The following is an 18,603-nucleotide window of genomic DNA, read 5'->3' on the forward strand; positions in this document are numbered from 1 at the left end:
AAGAAAGGGTGAAACTAAATGCGAGATGCATATATAGTAGCTTATGGACGTTCAGCAGCTGGTAAGGCAAAAAATGGTGCAATGACTCATGAAAGACCTGATGAAGTTGCTGCAAAAGTATTGAAAGGTGTTTTAGAAAGAGTTGGAGGTTCGTTTGAACCTAATATGGTTGAAGATGTCATTGTTGGGAATTCATTTCCAGAAGGCTTGCAAGGGCAAAATATTGCTAGAACGATTGCTTTATTAGCAGGAATGCCTAATGAAGTACCAGGTCAAACAGTCAATCGTTATTGTTCTTCAGGGTTACAAACGATTGCACATGCAGCAAATCAAATTAAAGCGGACCAAGCGGACATTCTTGTTGCCGGAGGTATTGAACTAATGAGTGCAGTACCGATGGGAGGCAATGAACCGACCAATAACCCAATTCTGCAAGACGAAGATTCTGGTGTTTCTTATCCGATGGGTTTAACTGCTGAAATGGTTGCTGAAACTTATAAGGTTTCTAGAGAAGATCAAGATGCCTATGCAGTACAAAGTCATGCTCGTGCTGCTAAAGCACAAGCAGAAGGTAAATTTGAAGATGAAATTATTCCGATTGAAGTGAATAAAGTAGATTATAATGAAAATGGCCCAGTCGTATCGCAGGAAGTATTTAAAGATGATGAATTGATTAGACCAGATACGAATCAAGAAGCATTATCTAAATTACCCACTGTTTTTAAGGCAGATGGCACAGTGACTGCAGGCTCCTCGGCACCCTTGACTGACGGCTCAGGCTTTGTAGTCGTTATGTCAGGAGAAAAGGTGAAGGAATTAGGCGTAGAACCGATTGCAAGATTCGTAGGCTTTAAAGCAGTTGGGGTAGATCCTAAATTGATGGGTATTGGGCCTGCCTATGCAATTCCTGAAGTGTTAAAACAAGCAAACTTGAATGTAGATGATATTGATTTAGTAGAGTTGAATGAAGCTTTTGCATCTCAAACAATCGCTTCAATGAGAGAGACAGGTTTAGATACTCAAAAGACAAATGTTAATGGCGGTGCAATTGCCTTAGGTCATCCATTGGGTGCTACGGGTGCGATGTTAGTCGGCAGATTACTTTCAGAAATGAAAAAACGCCCAGATACACAATATGGTATGGTTACAATGTGTATCGGTGTTGGTATGGGTGCTGCAGGTATCTTTGAATATGTAAGGTAATAATTTAAAGATTAAGTAGTAATAAAACTCTGAAATATTAATATTTTGTTAGGAATGCGTCTAGGACAATTAATATGCTCCCTTCAAAGTGACATTTAAAAAATGAAACTTGGAGGGAGCATTTCTATGCCAAAAAATTATTTTAGCATATTCTTATCATATCTATAGCGATAAGACATGATAAGTATTGGTAGGTTAGGTTTGTGTACGTAAGCGTTGTTTAGCAGTGTGTGTAGCTTTGGTTACTTTTTCATTTTTACGCGCTTTTCCTAAACCAAAATCTGGCATATTTATATAAATATTTTCATATTGGTTCGCATCGACATTATAAGTCTCATGATAAAAACCTACAGCATCATTATGCTTAAGTTCTTTCATAAATCGCCGCCACGCTTTTAAATGTACAGGCATTTTTGAATAAGAAAGTAATTTTTCATTAGATTCCCAATATTGAACAATCATCACACCACGATATTTAAATAGCATTTCAAAAGATAAACAACCCAGCGTTTGGTCTTTTGATAATTCTCTGAGCATAGGTGGCATAGATAAGAGTACAGGTAACCATTTATGAATTTTATGCCATTTGTTTATACGAAGCCCTATTAGAAAAACTGTGACCGATGAATTGGGTATTACAGTGTATCTACCTTTATTCATGTTTTTCATCCTTCCTTTTTGAAAGCATAGCGTTAATCTCATTGATATCTTGTTGGTTACGCTTCGTTTCTATTGACCAAATGATAAAATAGACAATGGTATAGATGACGACAAAAGATAATAAAGCTGAAACTTTAAGTGGAAACCAGCCCGCTAGTATTGCTAAAGGTAGCATGATGACGAACATTAAGGTGAAATGAAGTGAAGTTTTAAATAATAAAGATTTTCTAGAATTTGAAAATATGAGCTCCCCAAAACTGAATGTAATACCAATTAATGCCCAGATGGTAACTGCGATAAACATCGTTTGTAATTCACTTAAATATTGAAAGTATAAATGACCCATTGTTGAGACAGGAGAAACTGGATGAAATGAGCTATGTGAAAAAATAGTTGAAAACAATAACGAAATTATAACTCCAATAGCAATACCTGTGATTGCGCCGTGTAATAAACGTTTCATAATTTTAATGCCTCCTTGATTAATGGTAAGTACCTTCTTGATGAATAAGTGAAATCACTATTAGTAAAACGAACTTCAATTGTGCCATTTTTATTGAGTTTCAAATAATCAATATAATTAATATTGATTATTTCAGATTTAGAAATTTGTAAAAAATAGGTGTTGAGTTGAGATTTGATTTCGTATAGTCGTTGATTCATGGTGAATTGTTTATCTGTAGTAATCATAGTTAAGATTTTATTTTCTATGCGAAATGAAATAATGTCTTCTTGTTTTATAAAGTGTGTTTCTCCTTTATATTTTCCGGGAAATAATTTAGTTTTAGATAATTTATTAATATAGTTAACGATGTCATTTACGTGTTCAGTGTGCTCATTTACTTCAATGATGATTTGATTGTTGTCTAAATTTTGATTATATATTACTTTCACATCCATGCTCAGTTCGCCTCCTTCTTATGATAAGTAAAACAAATATATGTCTGGGTTACCATACTAAATGGATAAGTGGTCGTAATCATATGCTAAATGGCATACTTAACGGTATATTTAGCATTAAAAAAACCACCTCAATACGATTAACTGTAAAGTAATTGCTAAGACTGTCGACAAAGTCTCCGACTTTGTTGGCAGTTTTTTATACACGCTTTCCGCGGGCACTGCCTTAGCCTGTAGTCTTCGGCTAGTGCTATCCCGCAGGAGTCGGCATAAATGACTGCCAATATGATAATATATGTAAATTAAGCAGTGATGGTGTTTATTATGTTGAATAAATCAATTGATAAAAGAGATCAATATGAAATGATTTCTATCTTTAACTTAGTCGCTAATAGTCATTTATTACGTAAAGTCGATGAGATATTAGATTTAAATTTTGTATATGAACTTGTCGAAGACAAATATTTGAGAAAATATAAGAAATAGCTATCAAAACAATTTAATAGATCACTCATCTTTATTTATTGATTCTATGCATATTAAAGCAAATGCAAATAAGAATAAGTATACTACTGAATTAGCTGAGAAGGACACACTCCATTTTCAAGAAGCATTAAATAATGAAATTAACGAATAAAGATTAGTTCAAGGGGGAAAGTTCTATTTGAAAAAACGATATAAATAGAAAATAAACAAACCCTTCGCAAATTAATGCGAAGGGTTTGTCTACTTTCTGTACGATTGACTTTAAAGTAATCGCTGAGGTGGTTGTAGGATTAAAAGCGATGGGATGATAGCGTAGTGTCTGGCGCAACTATCAATAAACATCACGTTGATATCTTTGATTTTTAATTAGTTCTGTTAAATAGTCTTCTGCTTGTGCTTGATTAAAGTTACCGTGCTGAATGAGTACATTGACAAAGGATTGGTGTACACCTTTTGCCATCTCTTCTTTGTCACCACAAAGATAAATGGTTGCACCATTTGTTAGCCATTGATAAAAATCTGCCCCATTTTCTTCAATTCGGTGTTGAACATAGATTTTATTTTCTGTATCTCTTGAAAATGCTAAATCTAGTTTGCTAAGCACGCCTTGATCTAGCCATAATTCTAAATCATTACGATATAGGAAATCTGCATCGACATTTTGATTTCCAAATATGAGCCATTGGTTTCCTTTAAGTCCTAAATGTTCTCTTTGTTGGAGATATGCTCTGTAAGGCGCAATGCCAGTACCTGCTCCAATCATAATGACTGGTGTTTGCTCATCATAAGGGAATTTAAAATTTGGATTCTTTTTAAGATAAACAGGTAATTTATCGCCTAATTGTGTACGATCTGCAAGTTGTACAGAGCATACGCCATGGCGTTCACGATGATGTGCTTCATATTTAACCACGCGTACAGTTATATGGACGGTATGTGGGTTTACTTGATTGCTGCTGGCAATAGAGTATTCTCTAGGTGGCAGTTTTCTTAATAAGTCTTTTAGCATATCAGGTGACAGCGCGACAGGTGTAAAATCTTTAATTAAATCTATGAAATCTCTGCCATAAATATAATCTTGCACCCATTCCTTGTTTTGTACATTTGCATTTAGCATAGGATTTCCAAATAATGCAGCTGCATTATTTAATATAGATGGTGTTAATTTAGCAATTTCAAACTCATTCGTAAGTGCATCTTGTATAGTAGCACTATTGCCACTATTGTCTATATCTATGGTTGTTGTGCTATCCCAACTCAATGTATTGATCACTTCTGCTACAAGTTCTGGATTGTTTTTAGGGATAATTACTAAACTGTCTCCAGGTTCATAGGCTTCGCCATATCCCTCTAAAGATAATTCAAGATGTCTGACTTCACGGGTAGCAGTTGGTTCAGTTAACACACTATTTTTGATGATTTCAGCATAAAATGGATGTGTTTTTGAATAAGCTGCTTGTGGTTCTTCGACAACAACATCTTCATCTTTGGGTTCATTGTTTTGAGTACCGGGAGACATTTGAGACAAAAGTTCAAGCATGTCAATAATCCATTGCTCAGATACTTCTTCAAAATCAAAGTCACATTCAACACGATCAGCTAAACGATGACCGCCTAAATCACCTAAGATTTTGTCGAAATCTTTACCTGCTTGGCAGAAATCAGGGTAATCTTGATCACCTAACGCGAGTACTGAGAAGTTTAAATGACTTAAATCTGGTGCCTCATCGCTATGCAGGTAGTCATAAAAATCTAACGCATTAATCGGAGGTTCACCCACGCCATGCGTTGAGGTAATGATAAACACATGGTTAACTTTCGATAAGTCCTCTTGAGGAAAGTCATCCATTTCCCACGTGTGAACTGTAAAATCGTGTTCTTTTAATTTCGTTTCAAATTCATCAGCAATTTCTTCAGCATTGCCTGTTTCTGTACCAAATAAAATGTTAACTTCGATGGGTTCATCTGTAGATATTGTCGAATGTGACGTATCTTCTGTTGGTGCTTCAGCAGTAGTTGTGTGAATGGATGATGTTGATTCAGCTGTTGCGTTTGAGTGCTCAGATGGTTCAGGATGATCAGTATATTGTAATGGGTCACCTTCATCTGTAGAAGCATTAAGCAAATAGCCGCTTAACCAAGACTGTTGATTTGATGACAGTGTTGGCATGAGTTGTTGTATAAGTTCCAATTGATTTTCATCAAAAGGGGAATTTGTTCTATTTAATTCCAAAAAGGTCACCTCGTATTGTATTAAAAATTTATAGTAAAGCATGAACAATAACACGCTATTTATATAATAGAATTTAATTGAAGTATAACATTGATTTTAATTTTTTAAATGATAGAGATTATCATCTGTCAAAAATCCAACTTATGACCTATGTATTTATTCAATAAAAGTGGGACGGGATAGAAATCAAATATGGTATTTGATATCAAATTCCCGCCCCAATTAAGTTGGTAATATGATTTAATATGTTGGCTTCTATAAACAGCAAATGATAATGATCTGTGTAGTATCATTTCAAATAGTTACGTATCAACATGATCATACTTTAGAATTTATTTATTATTTATAAAAGAGAAATATCAATATAAGAAGTGCTCAATTTCTTATATATTATAATGGCTAGGTTTTATAAGTTTTATATTATAGAGGCGAAATGGACGGTTTCGCATCATGTTTATGGTTTGATAGCAAAGGCACGTACTGGAAATCCAGGTGCTTTGTTTGGTTTTGGACTAATAGCATAAATAATGGCACCTCGTGTAGGCAGTTGATCCAAATTCGTTAGTAACTCAAGTTGGAAAGTATCTTGACCTAATACGTAACGCTCACCGACAATATCACCATTTTTGGCAACATCTATGGAAGCATCTGTATCGAATGTTTCATGGCCGATAGATTTGACTTGTCTATCTTCTAGTAAATATTGTAAGGCATCCAAGCCCCAACCAGGTAAGTGAAGTTGTCCTTCTGCATCTTTATTTTCAAAGCGTTCAATATCTGGCCATCGTTTGGACCAATCGCTACGAAAGGCAACAAAAGTGCCAGGTTCGATTGAACCATGTTCAGCTTCCCATTGCTTAATATGCTCACGCGTTAAAATAAAGTCAGCATCAGCTGCTACTTCTTGTGAAAAATCTAAAACAACTAGTGGTAATACGAGTTCTTTTAAATCAATCTCATGAAGATAGCGTGTTTTTTCGACAAAATGTATCGGCGCATCTATGTGTGTCCCATACTGAGTCACAATATTCCAATTTTGGACATAGAAGCCATCGTCAGCAACATTAAATAGTGTAGAGACTTTTGCGCGTTCAAATTCACTAAAACATGGAATGGTTTCATCAAATGTATGGGTTAAATCTACCCATGTTGAAGTTTTTAATTGTTCTAACTGCTCCCATAGTGGATAATTCATTGATATCACCTTCGTCATTAATGATTAAACTGTTGCTGGATTTGTTGATTTACGTAATTTGTCTACTGAATTCACAAGCACAGTCAATGCTTCTCTTACTTCGTCCTCTTTACGTGTTTTCAAACCACAGTCTGGATTAACCCAGAATAAAGAACGGTCAATTTCTTGTAAAGCGCGGTTAATCGCTTCTGTAATTTCAGATTCAGTAGGGATACGTGGACTATGGATATCATATACCCCTAATCCGATACCTAAGTCATAAGTAATATCTTCAAAATCTTTAATTAAGTCTCCATGGCTACGAGATGTCTCTATTGAAATAACATCTGCATCTAAATCATAGATAGCATGAATGATTTGTCCAAATTGAGAATAGCACATATGTGTATGAATTTGCGTTTCATCGGCAACAGATGATGTAGCTAATTTAAATGAATGCACAGCTTTATTAAGATAATCTTCATGATATTCTGAACGTAATGGTAAACCTTCTCTCAATGCAGGTTCATCAACTTGAATAATTTGGATACCAGCTTTTTCTAAAGCTAAAACTTCTTCATTAATCGCTAATGCAATTTGATCCTGTACAGTTTCACGCGGTAAGTCTACACGTTCAAATGACCAATTCAAGATAGTCACTGGTCCTGTAAGCATACCTTTTACTGGTCTATCCGTTAAACTTTGTGCATAAAGTGTCTCTTTTACTGTTAAAGGCTCTGTCCATTTTACATCACCATAAATGATTGGTGGTTTTACCGCACGCGAACCGTATGATTGCACCCATCCATACTTCGTCACTAAGAAGCCTTGTAATTTTTCGCCGAAGAATTCTACCATGTCATTTCGCTCAAATTCACCGTGTACTAAGACATCTAAGCCGATATCTTCTTGGATTTTAATCCAGCGCGCAATTTCATTTTTTAAGAATGTTTTATAATCTTCATCTGTAATTCGATTATTTTTCCAATCTGCACGGAATTTTCTTACTTCTTGCGATTGCGGGAATGATCCAATCGTTGTCGTTGGTAAATCAGGTAAGTTAAGACGTGCATCTTGTGCTTTTTTACGCACTTTAAATGGTGACTGACGTGTAGTGCGTACACTGTCGAAATCATACTCTAGATTTTTGAATGATTGATTTTGGAAGCGTTCATAACGTGCTTTTAATTCATCAAATTTTTGGCTGTCATTGTCATTAAATAATCGTCTTAATGCATCTAATTCATCTAATTTTTCAGTGGCAAAACTCAAGCCCTCTGCGATAGATTCATCTAATGTTTCATCGTCTAATGATACTGGCACATGTAATAGAGAAGAAGATGGTTGAATGACAAGGTTATTTGTAGCATTTTGTAATGTGTCGATCAATGATTTTTTAGCTTCAATATCTGCTGCCCACACATTACGACCATCTATAATACCTGCATAAAGTGATTTGTTTTTGTCTAAGTCTCCATCTTTAATTTGTTTTAAGTTATAGCCATTATCATGTACAAAATCTAAACCTAATCCTTTTACAGGTAAGCTGTTTAGGAATTTTAAATTTACACGTTCAAAATAAGTTTGAATCACAAGGTGATTACTTACGCCTGCTTCGTCAAAATAGTTATAAGCAGTACGTGTAATATCTTCAAATGATGCACTATCATCTTCCACAAGTACAGGTTCATCGATTTGAATGTATTCCGCTCCTGCATCTACTAAAGACTGTAAAACTTCTTTATATAAAGGCAGTAATGTATTTACTTTTTCTTCAAATGATTGTGAACCTCCCTTAGAAAGTTTTACGAATGTTATTGGGCCCACGATCACTGGGTGTGCATTCACGTTAATAGATTGTGCATATTTGAAACGCTCTAATAATACGTTGTCATTCAATTTTGGCTCTACGTTGTCCCATTCAGGTACAATATAATGATAATTTGTGTTGAACCATTTGATCAATGCACTTGCAACATGTTCTTTATTACCTCTGGCAATGCCGAATAATAAATCATTGTCTAATGCTCTGCCTTGGAAACGTTCTGGAATAATGTTGAATAATAAAGATGTATCAAGAATATGATCATAAAGAGAGAAATCTCCGACAGGGACACTTGTTAAATTATAATTCTTTTGTAGCAATAAATTCTCTTTATGCAAGTCTGTTAATTGTTGATTTAATGTAGGGGCATCTATTTTATTAGCCCAGTAACTTTCTATTGCTTTTTTCCACTCTCTTTTTCTACCTAATCTTGGGAAACCTAAATTTGATGTTTGAATTGTCATAATATTGCCTCCTGTTTACTTGAAGTAATTGATTGTGAATATGATGCAAGTGCTAAAGTGTAATCTACTTTCTGGAACGGTGTAATTAAATATAAACCGTTAAAATATTTATGGACGGTATCTATAAGTTCCTTAGAAAGTTTAAGGCTTAATGCTTTCGTTTTTTCTTTATCATCTTTAACAGCTTCAAATTGTTCTAAAATGTCTTCGGACAGTTTAATACCAGGCACTTCGTTGTGTAAAAATAGTGCATTATTATAGCTGGTGACTGGCATAATGCCAATAAAGAATGGTACGTCCAAATGTTTGGTTGCTTCATATATTTCTTCGATTTTTTCGGTGCTATAAACTGGCTGTGTTATAAAGTAGTGCGTGCCACTTTCTATTTTTTTCTCAGCACGTTTGACTGAACCTTCGAGTTTACGAACATTCGGATCAAAAGCACCTGCGATGTTGAAATTTGTTTTCGTCTTCAGCGCATCACCATCAGTGTTAATACCTTCGTTAAAGCGTAATGCAATTTCTGTTAAACCTTTGGAATTCACATCGTAAACATTCGTTGCTCCTGGCAAGTGACCAATTTTTGATGGATCTCCTGTAATGGCTAATATTTCATTCACATTTAGTAAGGATAAGCCTAATAAATGTGATTGCAATCCAATGAGATTACGGTCGCGGCAAGTAATGTGAACGAGCGGTTCAATATTATATTGTTGTTTGATAATACTCGCTGCTGCAACATTACTGATACGCACAGTGGCTAAGGAGTTATCTGCTAAGGTCACCGCATCAATTTGAGCATCGTCGAGTTTTTTGATATTTCTGAAAAATGTTTCTGTATCTAAGTGCTTTGGCGTGTCTAATTCTACTATAATTGTAGGTTGTGCTTTAACTTTAGTTGTTAAATTTTGTTGCTGTGTATTGGCATATGAAGGGCTATTGTATTTTTTTATAGGAATTACATTTTTACTGGATACCGGTTTGAGATTGGCTACTGAGGACTTAATGTATTGAATATGTTCTGGTGTAGTCCCGCAACATCCCCCGATAATCCTAACGCCTTCTTTAATTAATTGTTCCGCCACTTTACCAAAGTATTCGGCATTGTCACTATATTTAAATCGACTATTTTCAATATCTAATAAACTTGCATTGGGATAGCAAGATAAATACGCATTGTCAGGTAATTCAATATGTGAAAAAGATTGCTGCATGTGATGAGGACCATGGTGACAATTGAGTCCAACGATATCAGCGCCACTGTCAACAACCCGTTGTAAAGCTGTATTAATTTCTGTACCATCTCTTAAATAATTTGTGTTTAAAGCAGTTAATTGAGCAATGATAGGAATATGATGTTTTCGTTTTGTAGCTTTAATAATATTAGTAAGCTCTTCTAAATCATAATAGGTTTCAAAAAGTAAACCATCGACACCTTCTTCAACTAAAGTATCTACTTGGATTTCGGTATGATATTGAATGGCTTCTAAACCTAAATCTTCCTGTTTCACACCTCTAAATCCACCCACAGTACCTAGTATAAATGTTTCGTCATTAGCTGCTTTTTTGGCTATTTGTACTGCGGCTTTGTGTATTTCTTTAACTTTGTGTTCTAAACCAAATACTTTTAATTTTTCAAAGTTTGCACCATAAGTATTGGTCTGAATAATATCAGCACCAGATTCAATGTAGGAGCGGTGTATCCGTTCTATTTTGTCAGGATGGGTTAAATTATATGCTTCTGGACAAGTATCTAAACCATCAGAATATAGAATGGTCCCCATTGCACCATCAGCGACTAAAATGTTCTGTTTCAGTTTGTTGATGAGTTGACTCATTGAAAGCCTCCTTCAGTGCGTAGTTTAAATCAGCAATTAATTCGTCAGCATTTTCTAAGCCCACACTTAATCTGAATAATCCAAACGTTATATTGCGTGCTTCACGAACTTCTTTTGGTACAGCAGCATGAGACATAGTAGCAGGGTGAGATAAAATAGTCTCGACACCACCCAAACTTACAGAAACAAGTGGCAGTGTGAGTGCATCTACAAAGGCTTGTGCCTTCGATTCATCTTTAAGTCTTAAACCTAAAACAGCACCACCATGTTTTGCTTGAGACAAGTGTAACTTGTCATTTCCCGGGTAATAAACTTCTGCAATTTCTTCACGCTGCGATAAGAAATCATAAACTTTCTGTGCATTTTCCACAGATTGATTGAAACGTACAGACAATGTTTTTAAATGTTGTGCTAACGTCCAGCAATCATGTGCAGATAGTGCAGTTCCAGTACCGTTTTGTAATAGATAAAGTGCGTCTGCTACTGCTTTATTGTTTGTGATAGCAGCGCCAGCAATAATATCACTATGGCCACCCAAGAATTTTGTAGCGCTATGTACGACGATATCTGCACCTAAAGCTAAAGGTGACTGACCAAGTGGCGTCATAAATGTATTATCAACAGCGAGTAATAGTTCGTGTTGTTGTGTAATACGAGAGACGCCTTTAATATCAGTGATTTTAAATAATGGATTAGATGGTGTTTCAATATAAACTAGTTTTGTATTTGATTGAATGGCTTCCTCGATTTCTTGTAATTGCGTTGTGTCTACCGTCGTAAACTGAATATTAAAACGTGTTAAGATTTGTTCTGTTAATCTGAAAGTACCACCATAGACATCATCGGGTAGAATGACATGATCACCTGCATTTAATGTAAGCAGTACAGCTGAAATAGCTGCAATACCTGATGCGTAAGCAAATGCGTAATCGCCGCCTTCAAGTGCTGCTAATTTTTCTTCTAACAAAGCACGATTAGGGTTGCCACTTCGCGCATAATCATATTTAGCATCGCCACCTAAAACTTTTTGATGAAATGTCGAAGAAGCATATAATGGTGGGTTAGCTGAATCGTATTCAACACCTCTTTGTGCGTCAAATATCACTTCTGTTTCTTTTGATAAACTCATATAATCACGCTTTCTTTAGATTTTTCTAATGCTTGTATAATGTCTTGTTCAATATCTTCGTAATCTTCAACACCGATGGATAATCTTAGTAAATGTTCATCAATGCCTCGTTTTTCTTTTTCTTCATCTGGCATATCAACGTGTGTTTGTGTATATGGAAATGTTATAAATGTCTCTGTTCCGCCTAAACTTTCTGCAAAAATACATACTTTTAAGTTTTCTAAAAATTTATCAGCTTTATAATTTTTATTTAAACGTAGACTCATCATTCCTGTTCGACCACAATATAAGACTTGGTCAATGCCTTTTAAGTTATAACATCGTTTGGCTAATAATTGAGCATTATATTCTGAACGATCCATTCTTAAGTGCAATGTCTTTAAACCACGTTGTAGTAAGTAGCTGTCAAAAGGTGATAAAGTTGCACCAATCATGTTATGAAATTCACCTAATTTTTCAGCCAAATTTTCGTCTTTAACTGTCACTACACCAGCAAGTACATCATTATGACCACCTATATATTTCGTAGCAGAATGTAGTACAATATCTGCACCATCTTCAAGTGGTGTTGAGAGATATGGTGTTAAAAAAGTGTTGTCTATAATCGTCAATAAGTGATGTTTTTTACTTAAAATATAATATGGATCAACATCTACTTCTTGCATTTGTGGGTTTGAAATCGTTTCTATAAATAGTGCTTTGGTATTTTCTGTAATGTTTTCCTTGACTGTTTCATAGTTTAAGAAATCTACATATTTGAAATGTACACCGTATTGTTGCTCATAAAAATCAAATAGTCTAAATGTGCCACCATAAAGGTCGAATGAAACGAGTATTTCATCGCCAGCTTTAAATAAATTACATATTAATTGTATGGCTGCCATGCCACTTGCAGTTGCAAATGAAGCAGTACCACGTTCTAACTTAGCAAATGATTCTTCAAAAGCTGAACGGGTAGGATTTTTAGTTCTTGTATAATCAAAACCAGTTGATGATCCTAAATGAGGATGCTGATATGCTGTTGATAAATAGATTGGATTTGCAATCGCTCCTGTTGCATCTTGTGTCAGTGCAATTTGTGATAACTCAGTATTTTTCATAATACAGATAACCTCCTTTAAAAAATAAAAAAAGCTTCCGTCCTTTAAACCCGACTCAATCGGATGTAAAGGACGAAAGCTTAGCTCGCGGTACCACCTTTGTTCATTACTTTATCACTAAAGTAACCTTATCCAGTACGCCAAATTGCATTAATTACTTGTACTGAACTTGCGCTACCGTAATATGTCCAAATAAAAAACTCACTGCCACTGAAAGTGAAATGAGTATTAACGACATATGCAACGCTTGGAATAATCCAGTACGCCATTAAACAAAATGTTAATACTGTATCGCTATAACGGGCGATCCCGTTGACACCTCATATTGGCATCAACACTCAAAGGCCATTTTCAAACTTTCTTTCTGTGTCTTCTTTCAGCAGGTGAAGACTCTCTGTGTCAGCAGTGTAAGTTCTACTTTCCTTATTACTGTGTGTTGCTATTTCGAATTTGTTATCACTTAGATTACACATTAAAATAACTTTTGTCAATAACTTATCTGAAAATTTTGATTTAACCGATAATTTAAAATAATATTTTTCATTGTTACTGTGATGATATACTATGTTTAACTAAAAAAATTATTTTATTTAAGAAAGTAGGTGTAAAAAATGAATGATTCTATAGATGAACGACTCAAAGTAGATAACAATGCGCACGTAAAAGAAATTGCTATTAACAGCATTAAACCTAATCCTTATCAACCTAGAAAAACATTTGATCAAGAACGTTTAGAAGATTTAGCTGAGTCGATAAAACTTCATGGTATTTTACAGCCTATCGTGTTACGAAAAACAATATCTGGTTATAACATTGTAGTTGGAGAGCGACGTTATCGAGCTTCAAAACTAGCAGGATCAACGACAATACCAGCTATTGTAAAAGTGCTATCTGATGAAGACATGATGGAACTCGCTGTGATTGAAAATTTGCAGCGCGAAGATTTAAATGCGATTGAAGAAGCAGAAAGTTATCGTAAGCTAATGGATGATTTAGAGCTGACTCAACAAGAAGTTGCACAGCGATTAAGTAAATCTAGACCTTATATTGCCAACATGTTGCGTTTACTACAATTGCCTAAGGAAATTACTCAAATGGTTAAAGATAATAAATTATCAGGTGCACATGGACGTACATTATTAGGGATAAAAGATAAACAAAAGATGAAAAGCATTGCTGAGCAAGCCTTCCAGGAGTCTTGGAGTGTACGTACATTAGAACAGTATGTAAATGAAAACAATGAAGATAAAAAAAAGATTATAGAGAAACAACAAGCAACTAAAAAACCAAAGTTTATTCAACAGCAAGAGCGACAACTAAAAGAACAATATGGTTCAGCTGTGACGATTTCTAACAAAAATAAAAAAGGTTATATCACCTTTGAATTTAAATCCGAAACGGAGTTCAGAAGGTTGATACACCAATTGAATGAGAAATATAATTAAAATAGAATTTTTATCTGTTAATTAATAAGTGTAAAGCATTTTTAAAACATATTAATAAGAGTAAATAAAAAAGTTAAAACCACAAGCCAACTCATTTATCGTCCTGTGCATGTGGTTTTTAATTTTTGTTAAAACTAATTTCTAAAAAAATATATTTTATTTTAAATTATATTATGAATGAAAGTAAGCAATGATTTCCTATATGTTGTCTTTTAAAAAATTGTTAATCATAAAATAGTTACAAATTAATGAATATTGAATGTGAAAATTATGTGAAATAAAACACATTCTCTTGTAAGTAAACGAATGGCGTACAATAATGGAGGTGAAGGAATAACTAGGAGGGGTTTTATGTTAAATCAAGAAGAAATACAGACTATAAGAGAAACGATACCATTATTAAAAGATAAAGGGCAGACAATAACATCAACTTTCTATAAAAGATTATTTGAACAACATCCTGAATTGAAAAATATATTTAATCAGACTAACCAAAAAAGAGGGTTACAATCTTCTGCATTGGCGATGGCAGTGTTAGCAGCGGCAGAAAATATCGAAGACTTATCACCGATTGTTCCCGCAATTATGCCTGTGGTTTACAAACATTGTGCTTTACAAGTAAAAGCTGAGCATTATCCAATCGTTGGTGAAAATTTAATTTGGGCAATTCAACAAGAGACTGGTTTAAAAGAAGACGATCCTATTATCCAAGCTTGGATTAAAGCATATGGAGAAATTGCTGATGCATTTATCGGTTTAGAAAAAGAAGTATACAGTAAAATGGCTTGGGATGGTTTTAAACCATTTACTGTAACAAATATCACTGATGAAACTGAAATAATTAAATCATTCACAGTAACATCTGACGACATTGATTTAAGTCAATTTGTACCTGGACAATATATTACAGTAGACATATCTAGTGAGAAGTTGCCATACAGAGCTAAAAGACATTATTCTATTGTAGATGGTGACAAGGATTTCTTAACATTCGGTGTACGTAGAGACGTTACGGAAGAACATGAAGGTGAAGTATCTACAGTGCTACACGATGAAGTGAACGTTGGAGACACTCTATTGCTATCTGCACCAGTTGGTGGATTTGGATTGGCAAACAAAGATAACAAACAATTATTCTTAGGCTCTGGCGTAGGTGTTACACCTCTCGTTTCAATGTATAAAGAAGCAGTTGATGCTGGTTTAACTTCAACATTCCTTCAATCAACATCCGATGCTCAAAATGTAGCATTTGAAGAAAATTTAGAAGCAATCACAGCACAATCTTCAGTAGCACAATTTGATAAACATTTCCGTGATCAAGACGGATTTATAGACGCTGAACAATTAAAACAATACCTTGATGGTGAAACAGAAGTTTATGTATGTGGTGGTAATTCATTCTTAAAAGCTATGATTCAAGAATTACAAAAATTAGAAGTACCAATGGAGCATATTCATTTTGAAACATTTATCCCAAGATTGAGCTTTTCAGTGTAATTTAACTCGGTTTACACATTTTATATAGATTCAAAAAATATTATAAAATAAACATGGTATTTTATTTATCTGAAGACCTTTCATTTTTATTAAATAAAGCCCTCGACTTAATAGCTTAGTCGGGGGTTTTTTTTATTTTACACTGCGCAAATATTTTTCAAATAAATCAAAAATATAAAGATATAGTGCCAGTTAAGTATACTTTGTAATTAGCAAAACAATTTGAGCATAAATTGTATGTATACAAAGCATTTTTACCTTCTATACACATAAAAATAGACATTCAGTTGTCGTATAACGTTTCGTAAAATAATGAAAATTCTAGGTTTATATAATTGACCTATTAAATCCAAAAGCGTAGTATAAACAAAGTACTTTGTTAAAAGTACTTTTATAAAACTATATATGTGTATTAGAGAGGATAATTAAGATGAAATTTAGTGCTTTTTTAAAAACAAAAGGGGCAGTTGGCGCAATATTCATGGGGATTTTTTATGGATTAGTGATGTTGGCCATCTTTTTACCTGGTTACAAAGCGATGCCAGGTAATATTGATAAATTACCGATTGCGATTGTTAACGACGATAAAGGGGATTACGGTAACCAAATATCAAAACAATTGAACAAAAGTTTACCGTTCGAACATATTAAAAAAGATATTTCTAATGCGAAAGCAAATAATCAGTTGGAACATAATAAATTAAATCTTGTTATTCATATACCTCAAGATTTTTCAAGTGATTTAAAATCTGAAAAAGCTACACCAGGACTAGATTTTAAAGTGAATGACGCTTCTCCAACGATGATTAGTCAATCTATGGATTCAATCGGAAGTGAAATTAATAGTCAGCTTAGTAAACAATTTTCTAACCAAACTACAGAAGGTGTTTTACAACAAGCAAAAATACCTGATGAACAAATGGACGGCTTAATTAAGCAAATAAATGCCTCATATTCTGGTGACATTACTCATATGAATAAAATGCCATCAAGCATGAATTTTAAAATGTTACCTATGTTTTTAACTTTAGCTGGATATGTAGGAGCAATGATTGGAGCGATGCAATTAGTTAGTGCATTTAAAGAAAACAGAAACAAGGCTAGTAAAACTAAATTGTTCATCTATGTTCAACTAACAGCCTTAATCATTGGACTAGCTTCTTCTGTAATTTCGTTAGGTATTGCTTATTTAGTAAATGATTTAGAAGCTGATAAATTCTTAAGTATTTTTGGCCAATTAGTATTGAATTATTGGGTTTCCTTTAACTTTACTGCAATCGTCGTTTTCCTAATAGGTCAGGCAGGTATGATTTTAAATATTCCTATTTTACTCATACAAACAATTGCTAATGGGGCAACAATGAGTCGTGATATGATGCCTACAGTTTATAACTGGATGAGTCATATTTCACCAATGTATTATTCAGTGCAGGGTCATTTTGCAAACATTTAATGAGTCGTGATATGATGCCTACAGTTTATAACTGGATGAGTCATATTTCACCAATGTATTATTCAGTGCAGGGTCATTTTGCAAACATTTTTGGAAGTGTGTCACAAACACCATATATTTTATCTATGGTAACTGTAGGTGTCGCTGCCATGTTGGTTAATATTGTTATCGTAACTTTTGTTTATAAAAAAGAACCCGATGTTGTTTTTGAGCATTACAAAAATACTAACGAAACACTTGCAAACTATTAATATCTTCTTTGATTCTGTTAAAATAAAGGTATTATGAGAAAAGGAGACTTTAATAATGTCTATCCAAATATTTATATTAGGGAAATTAATGGAAAAAAACAGTTATCCTTATTTATTAAAAAAACAGCTATCAGAACCAATACCTTTTGATAAAATGAGCGGACTAACAGAAAGTAAACTTTATTATAATTTTGAAGCATTATCCAAAAAAGGCCTTGTAGAAATAGTGGAGACAATTAAAGAAGAAAATCGTCCGGATAAGCAAGTATTTCAAATTACTGAAAAAGGTAAACAAACTTTGCCTAAATTGATATATAAGTTGTTCGAGAACACTAAAGAAATTAGTGAAATGTATGTTGGTGTTGCTTACCTTAAATTTGTAGATAATCAAAAAGTAATCAATATCTTGGAAAGCAAGATTCAAGATAATAAACAAATGTTAATAGAAGCACAAGAGATAAAGCACAAAATTCAAGTAACGCCTGAAAATGAAGGGCTTTTAAATTTTATGTCGGATCACTTTACCACTAAAACAAGTAATACAATTCATTTTTTAGAAAAACTAATAACACTTATTGAAAATGAAAATGTATGATATTAAAGAAGGAACGAGTAACGTAAGAACGGTTACTTGTTCCTTCTTTGTTGTTGTGAAAAGATGGTGCCTTATAGATATGAATTTGCAATGAAAAAAGGTTTTGATATATTTTAAACAATACTTTTATTTTCTGTAAATGAGTAGTACAATATAATCAAATAATTAAAATTTTGGAGGGATACCCAAGTCTGGCTTAAGGGAAATTAATAGTTAATATTAATTAGAAGCATCTTGCTTGCGTTGGTTCGAATCCTTCTCCCTCCGTTGAAAATCATTTAGCCAAGCCTTCCTAGTGCTTGGTTTTTTTAATGATATATAAATATTGTTCAATGCATTATAAATTAAGA

The 18,603-nt window shown here is 33.9% G+C and carries 16 protein-coding genes, 1 tRNA gene and 1 other annotated feature; of the genes, 8 read left to right on the top strand and 9 right to left on the bottom strand.

The genetic code is table 11. The features are described from left to right. Positions 1–18 precede the first annotated feature (18 nt). Entirely contained in the window at positions 19–1,203 is a 1,185-nt protein-coding gene (locus tag FYJ81_RS09440) for a thiolase family protein (protein WP_107384166.1), read from the top strand. A gap of 195 nt (positions 1,204–1,398) precedes the next feature. On the opposite strand, the gene FYJ81_RS09445 is transcribed toward FYJ81_RS09440, so the two are convergent. Genes FYJ81_RS09445 through FYJ81_RS09455 form a run of 3 tightly spaced genes read right to left on the bottom strand, consistent with a single transcriptional unit; the run spans position 1,399 to position 2,763 of the window. Then, positions 1,399–1,863: a DUF4188 domain-containing protein gene (locus FYJ81_RS09445; RefSeq protein WP_107384165.1), complete on the bottom strand. Its 465-nt coding sequence runs from the start codon at positions 1,861–1,863 to the stop codon at positions 1,399–1,401. Further along, a complete protein-coding gene (locus FYJ81_RS09450; protein WP_107523293.1) occupies positions 1,856–2,326 on the bottom strand; it encodes a DUF3021 domain-containing protein in 471 nt (156 codons plus the stop codon). Before FYJ81_RS09450 ends, FYJ81_RS09445 begins: the two co-directional genes overlap by 8 nt. Continuing rightward, complete coding sequence (locus tag FYJ81_RS09455) at positions 2,323–2,763, bottom strand: LytTR family DNA-binding domain-containing protein (protein WP_107504862.1); 441 nt, start codon at positions 2,761–2,763, stop codon at positions 2,323–2,325. Before FYJ81_RS09455 ends, FYJ81_RS09450 begins: the two co-directional genes overlap by 4 nt. A 324-nt stretch (positions 2,764–3,087) precedes the next feature. Between FYJ81_RS09455 and FYJ81_RS13015 the strand changes: the two genes are divergently transcribed. Then, positions 3,088–3,249: a hypothetical protein gene (locus FYJ81_RS13015; RefSeq protein WP_181187411.1), complete on the top strand. Its 162-nt coding sequence runs from the start codon at positions 3,088–3,090 to the stop codon at positions 3,247–3,249. A gap of 331 nt (positions 3,250–3,580) precedes the next feature. Here the strand turns inward: FYJ81_RS13015 and FYJ81_RS09460 are convergent, their stop codons facing one another. The 6 genes from FYJ81_RS09460 to FYJ81_RS09485 all read right to left on the bottom strand — a co-directional run bounded on the left by FYJ81_RS09460 (position 3,581) and on the right by FYJ81_RS09485 (position 13,012). Next, on the bottom strand, positions 3,581–5,482 hold the full coding sequence (locus tag FYJ81_RS09460; protein ID WP_107504863.1) for a diflavin oxidoreductase: 1,902 nt from the start codon (positions 5,480–5,482) through the stop codon (positions 3,581–3,583). A gap of 454 nt (positions 5,483–5,936) precedes the next feature. Beyond that, entirely contained in the window at positions 5,937–6,677 is a 741-nt protein-coding gene (locus FYJ81_RS09465; RefSeq protein WP_107386463.1) for a cyclase family protein, read from the bottom strand. Between the two features lie 24 nt (positions 6,678–6,701). Further along, positions 6,702–8,948 carry a 5-methyltetrahydropteroyltriglutamate--homocysteine S-methyltransferase gene (gene metE, locus FYJ81_RS09470; RefSeq protein WP_192943004.1) on the bottom strand — a complete coding sequence of 749 codons (2,247 nt, stop codon included), beginning with the start codon at positions 8,946–8,948 and terminating at the stop codon, positions 6,702–6,704. Further along, positions 8,942–10,783, bottom strand: coding sequence for a bifunctional homocysteine S-methyltransferase/methylenetetrahydrofolate reductase (locus tag FYJ81_RS09475; protein WP_107504865.1), 1,842 nt, complete (start codon positions 10,781–10,783; stop codon positions 8,942–8,944). Before FYJ81_RS09475 ends, metE begins: the two co-directional genes overlap by 7 nt. Then, positions 10,737–11,912, bottom strand: coding sequence for a cystathionine beta-lyase MetC (gene metC, locus FYJ81_RS09480; protein ID WP_107384158.1), 1,176 nt, complete (start codon positions 11,910–11,912; stop codon positions 10,737–10,739). The genes FYJ81_RS09475 and metC overlap by 47 nt, the downstream gene beginning before the upstream one ends. Beyond that, positions 11,909–13,012 carry a PLP-dependent transferase gene (locus FYJ81_RS09485; RefSeq protein ID WP_107523521.1) on the bottom strand — a complete coding sequence of 368 codons (1,104 nt, stop codon included), beginning with the start codon at positions 13,010–13,012 and terminating at the stop codon, positions 11,909–11,911. Before FYJ81_RS09485 ends, metC begins: the two co-directional genes overlap by 4 nt. A 65-nt stretch (positions 13,013–13,077) precedes the next feature. Beyond that, positions 13,078–13,451 (bottom strand) — a binding site (T-box leader). A 172-nt stretch (positions 13,452–13,623) separates the two neighbouring features. Between FYJ81_RS09485 and FYJ81_RS09490 the strand changes: the two genes are divergently transcribed. The 6 genes from FYJ81_RS09490 (at position 13,624) to FYJ81_RS09515 (ending at position 18,520) form a co-directional block, all read left to right on the top strand. Then, positions 13,624–14,457: a ParB/RepB/Spo0J family partition protein gene (locus FYJ81_RS09490; RefSeq protein WP_107384156.1), complete on the top strand. Its 834-nt coding sequence runs from the start codon at positions 13,624–13,626 to the stop codon at positions 14,455–14,457. A gap of 351 nt (positions 14,458–14,808) precedes the next feature. Continuing rightward, a complete protein-coding gene (locus FYJ81_RS09495) occupies positions 14,809–15,954 on the top strand; it encodes a globin domain-containing protein (protein WP_107385853.1) in 1,146 nt (381 codons plus the stop codon). Positions 15,955–16,384: 430 nt separating this feature from the next. After that, the gene (locus FYJ81_RS09500; RefSeq protein ID WP_154409599.1) at positions 16,385–17,407 is read left to right on the top strand and encodes a YhgE/Pip domain-containing protein; all 1,023 of its coding nucleotides are present in this window, start codon (positions 16,385–16,387) and stop codon (positions 17,405–17,407) included. Positions 17,408–17,418: 11 nt separating this feature from the next. Further along, a complete protein-coding gene (locus tag FYJ81_RS09505; protein ID WP_154409600.1) occupies positions 17,419–17,658 on the top strand; it encodes a hypothetical protein in 240 nt (79 codons plus the stop codon). A gap of 55 nt (positions 17,659–17,713) precedes the next feature. Next, positions 17,714–18,253, top strand: a complete 540-nt coding sequence (locus FYJ81_RS09510) for a PadR family transcriptional regulator (RefSeq protein WP_107385854.1) — start codon at positions 17,714–17,716, stop codon at positions 18,251–18,253. 175 nt (positions 18,254–18,428) lie between these two features. Then, a tRNA-OTHER gene (locus tag FYJ81_RS09515) sits at positions 18,429–18,520 on the top strand. Positions 18,521–18,603: the final 83 nt, after the last annotated feature.

This window comes from Staphylococcus sp. McC-251-APC-3A2, assembly GCF_009695665.1.
GTDB lineage: Bacteria > Bacillota > Bacilli > Staphylococcales > Staphylococcaceae > Staphylococcus > Staphylococcus cohnii.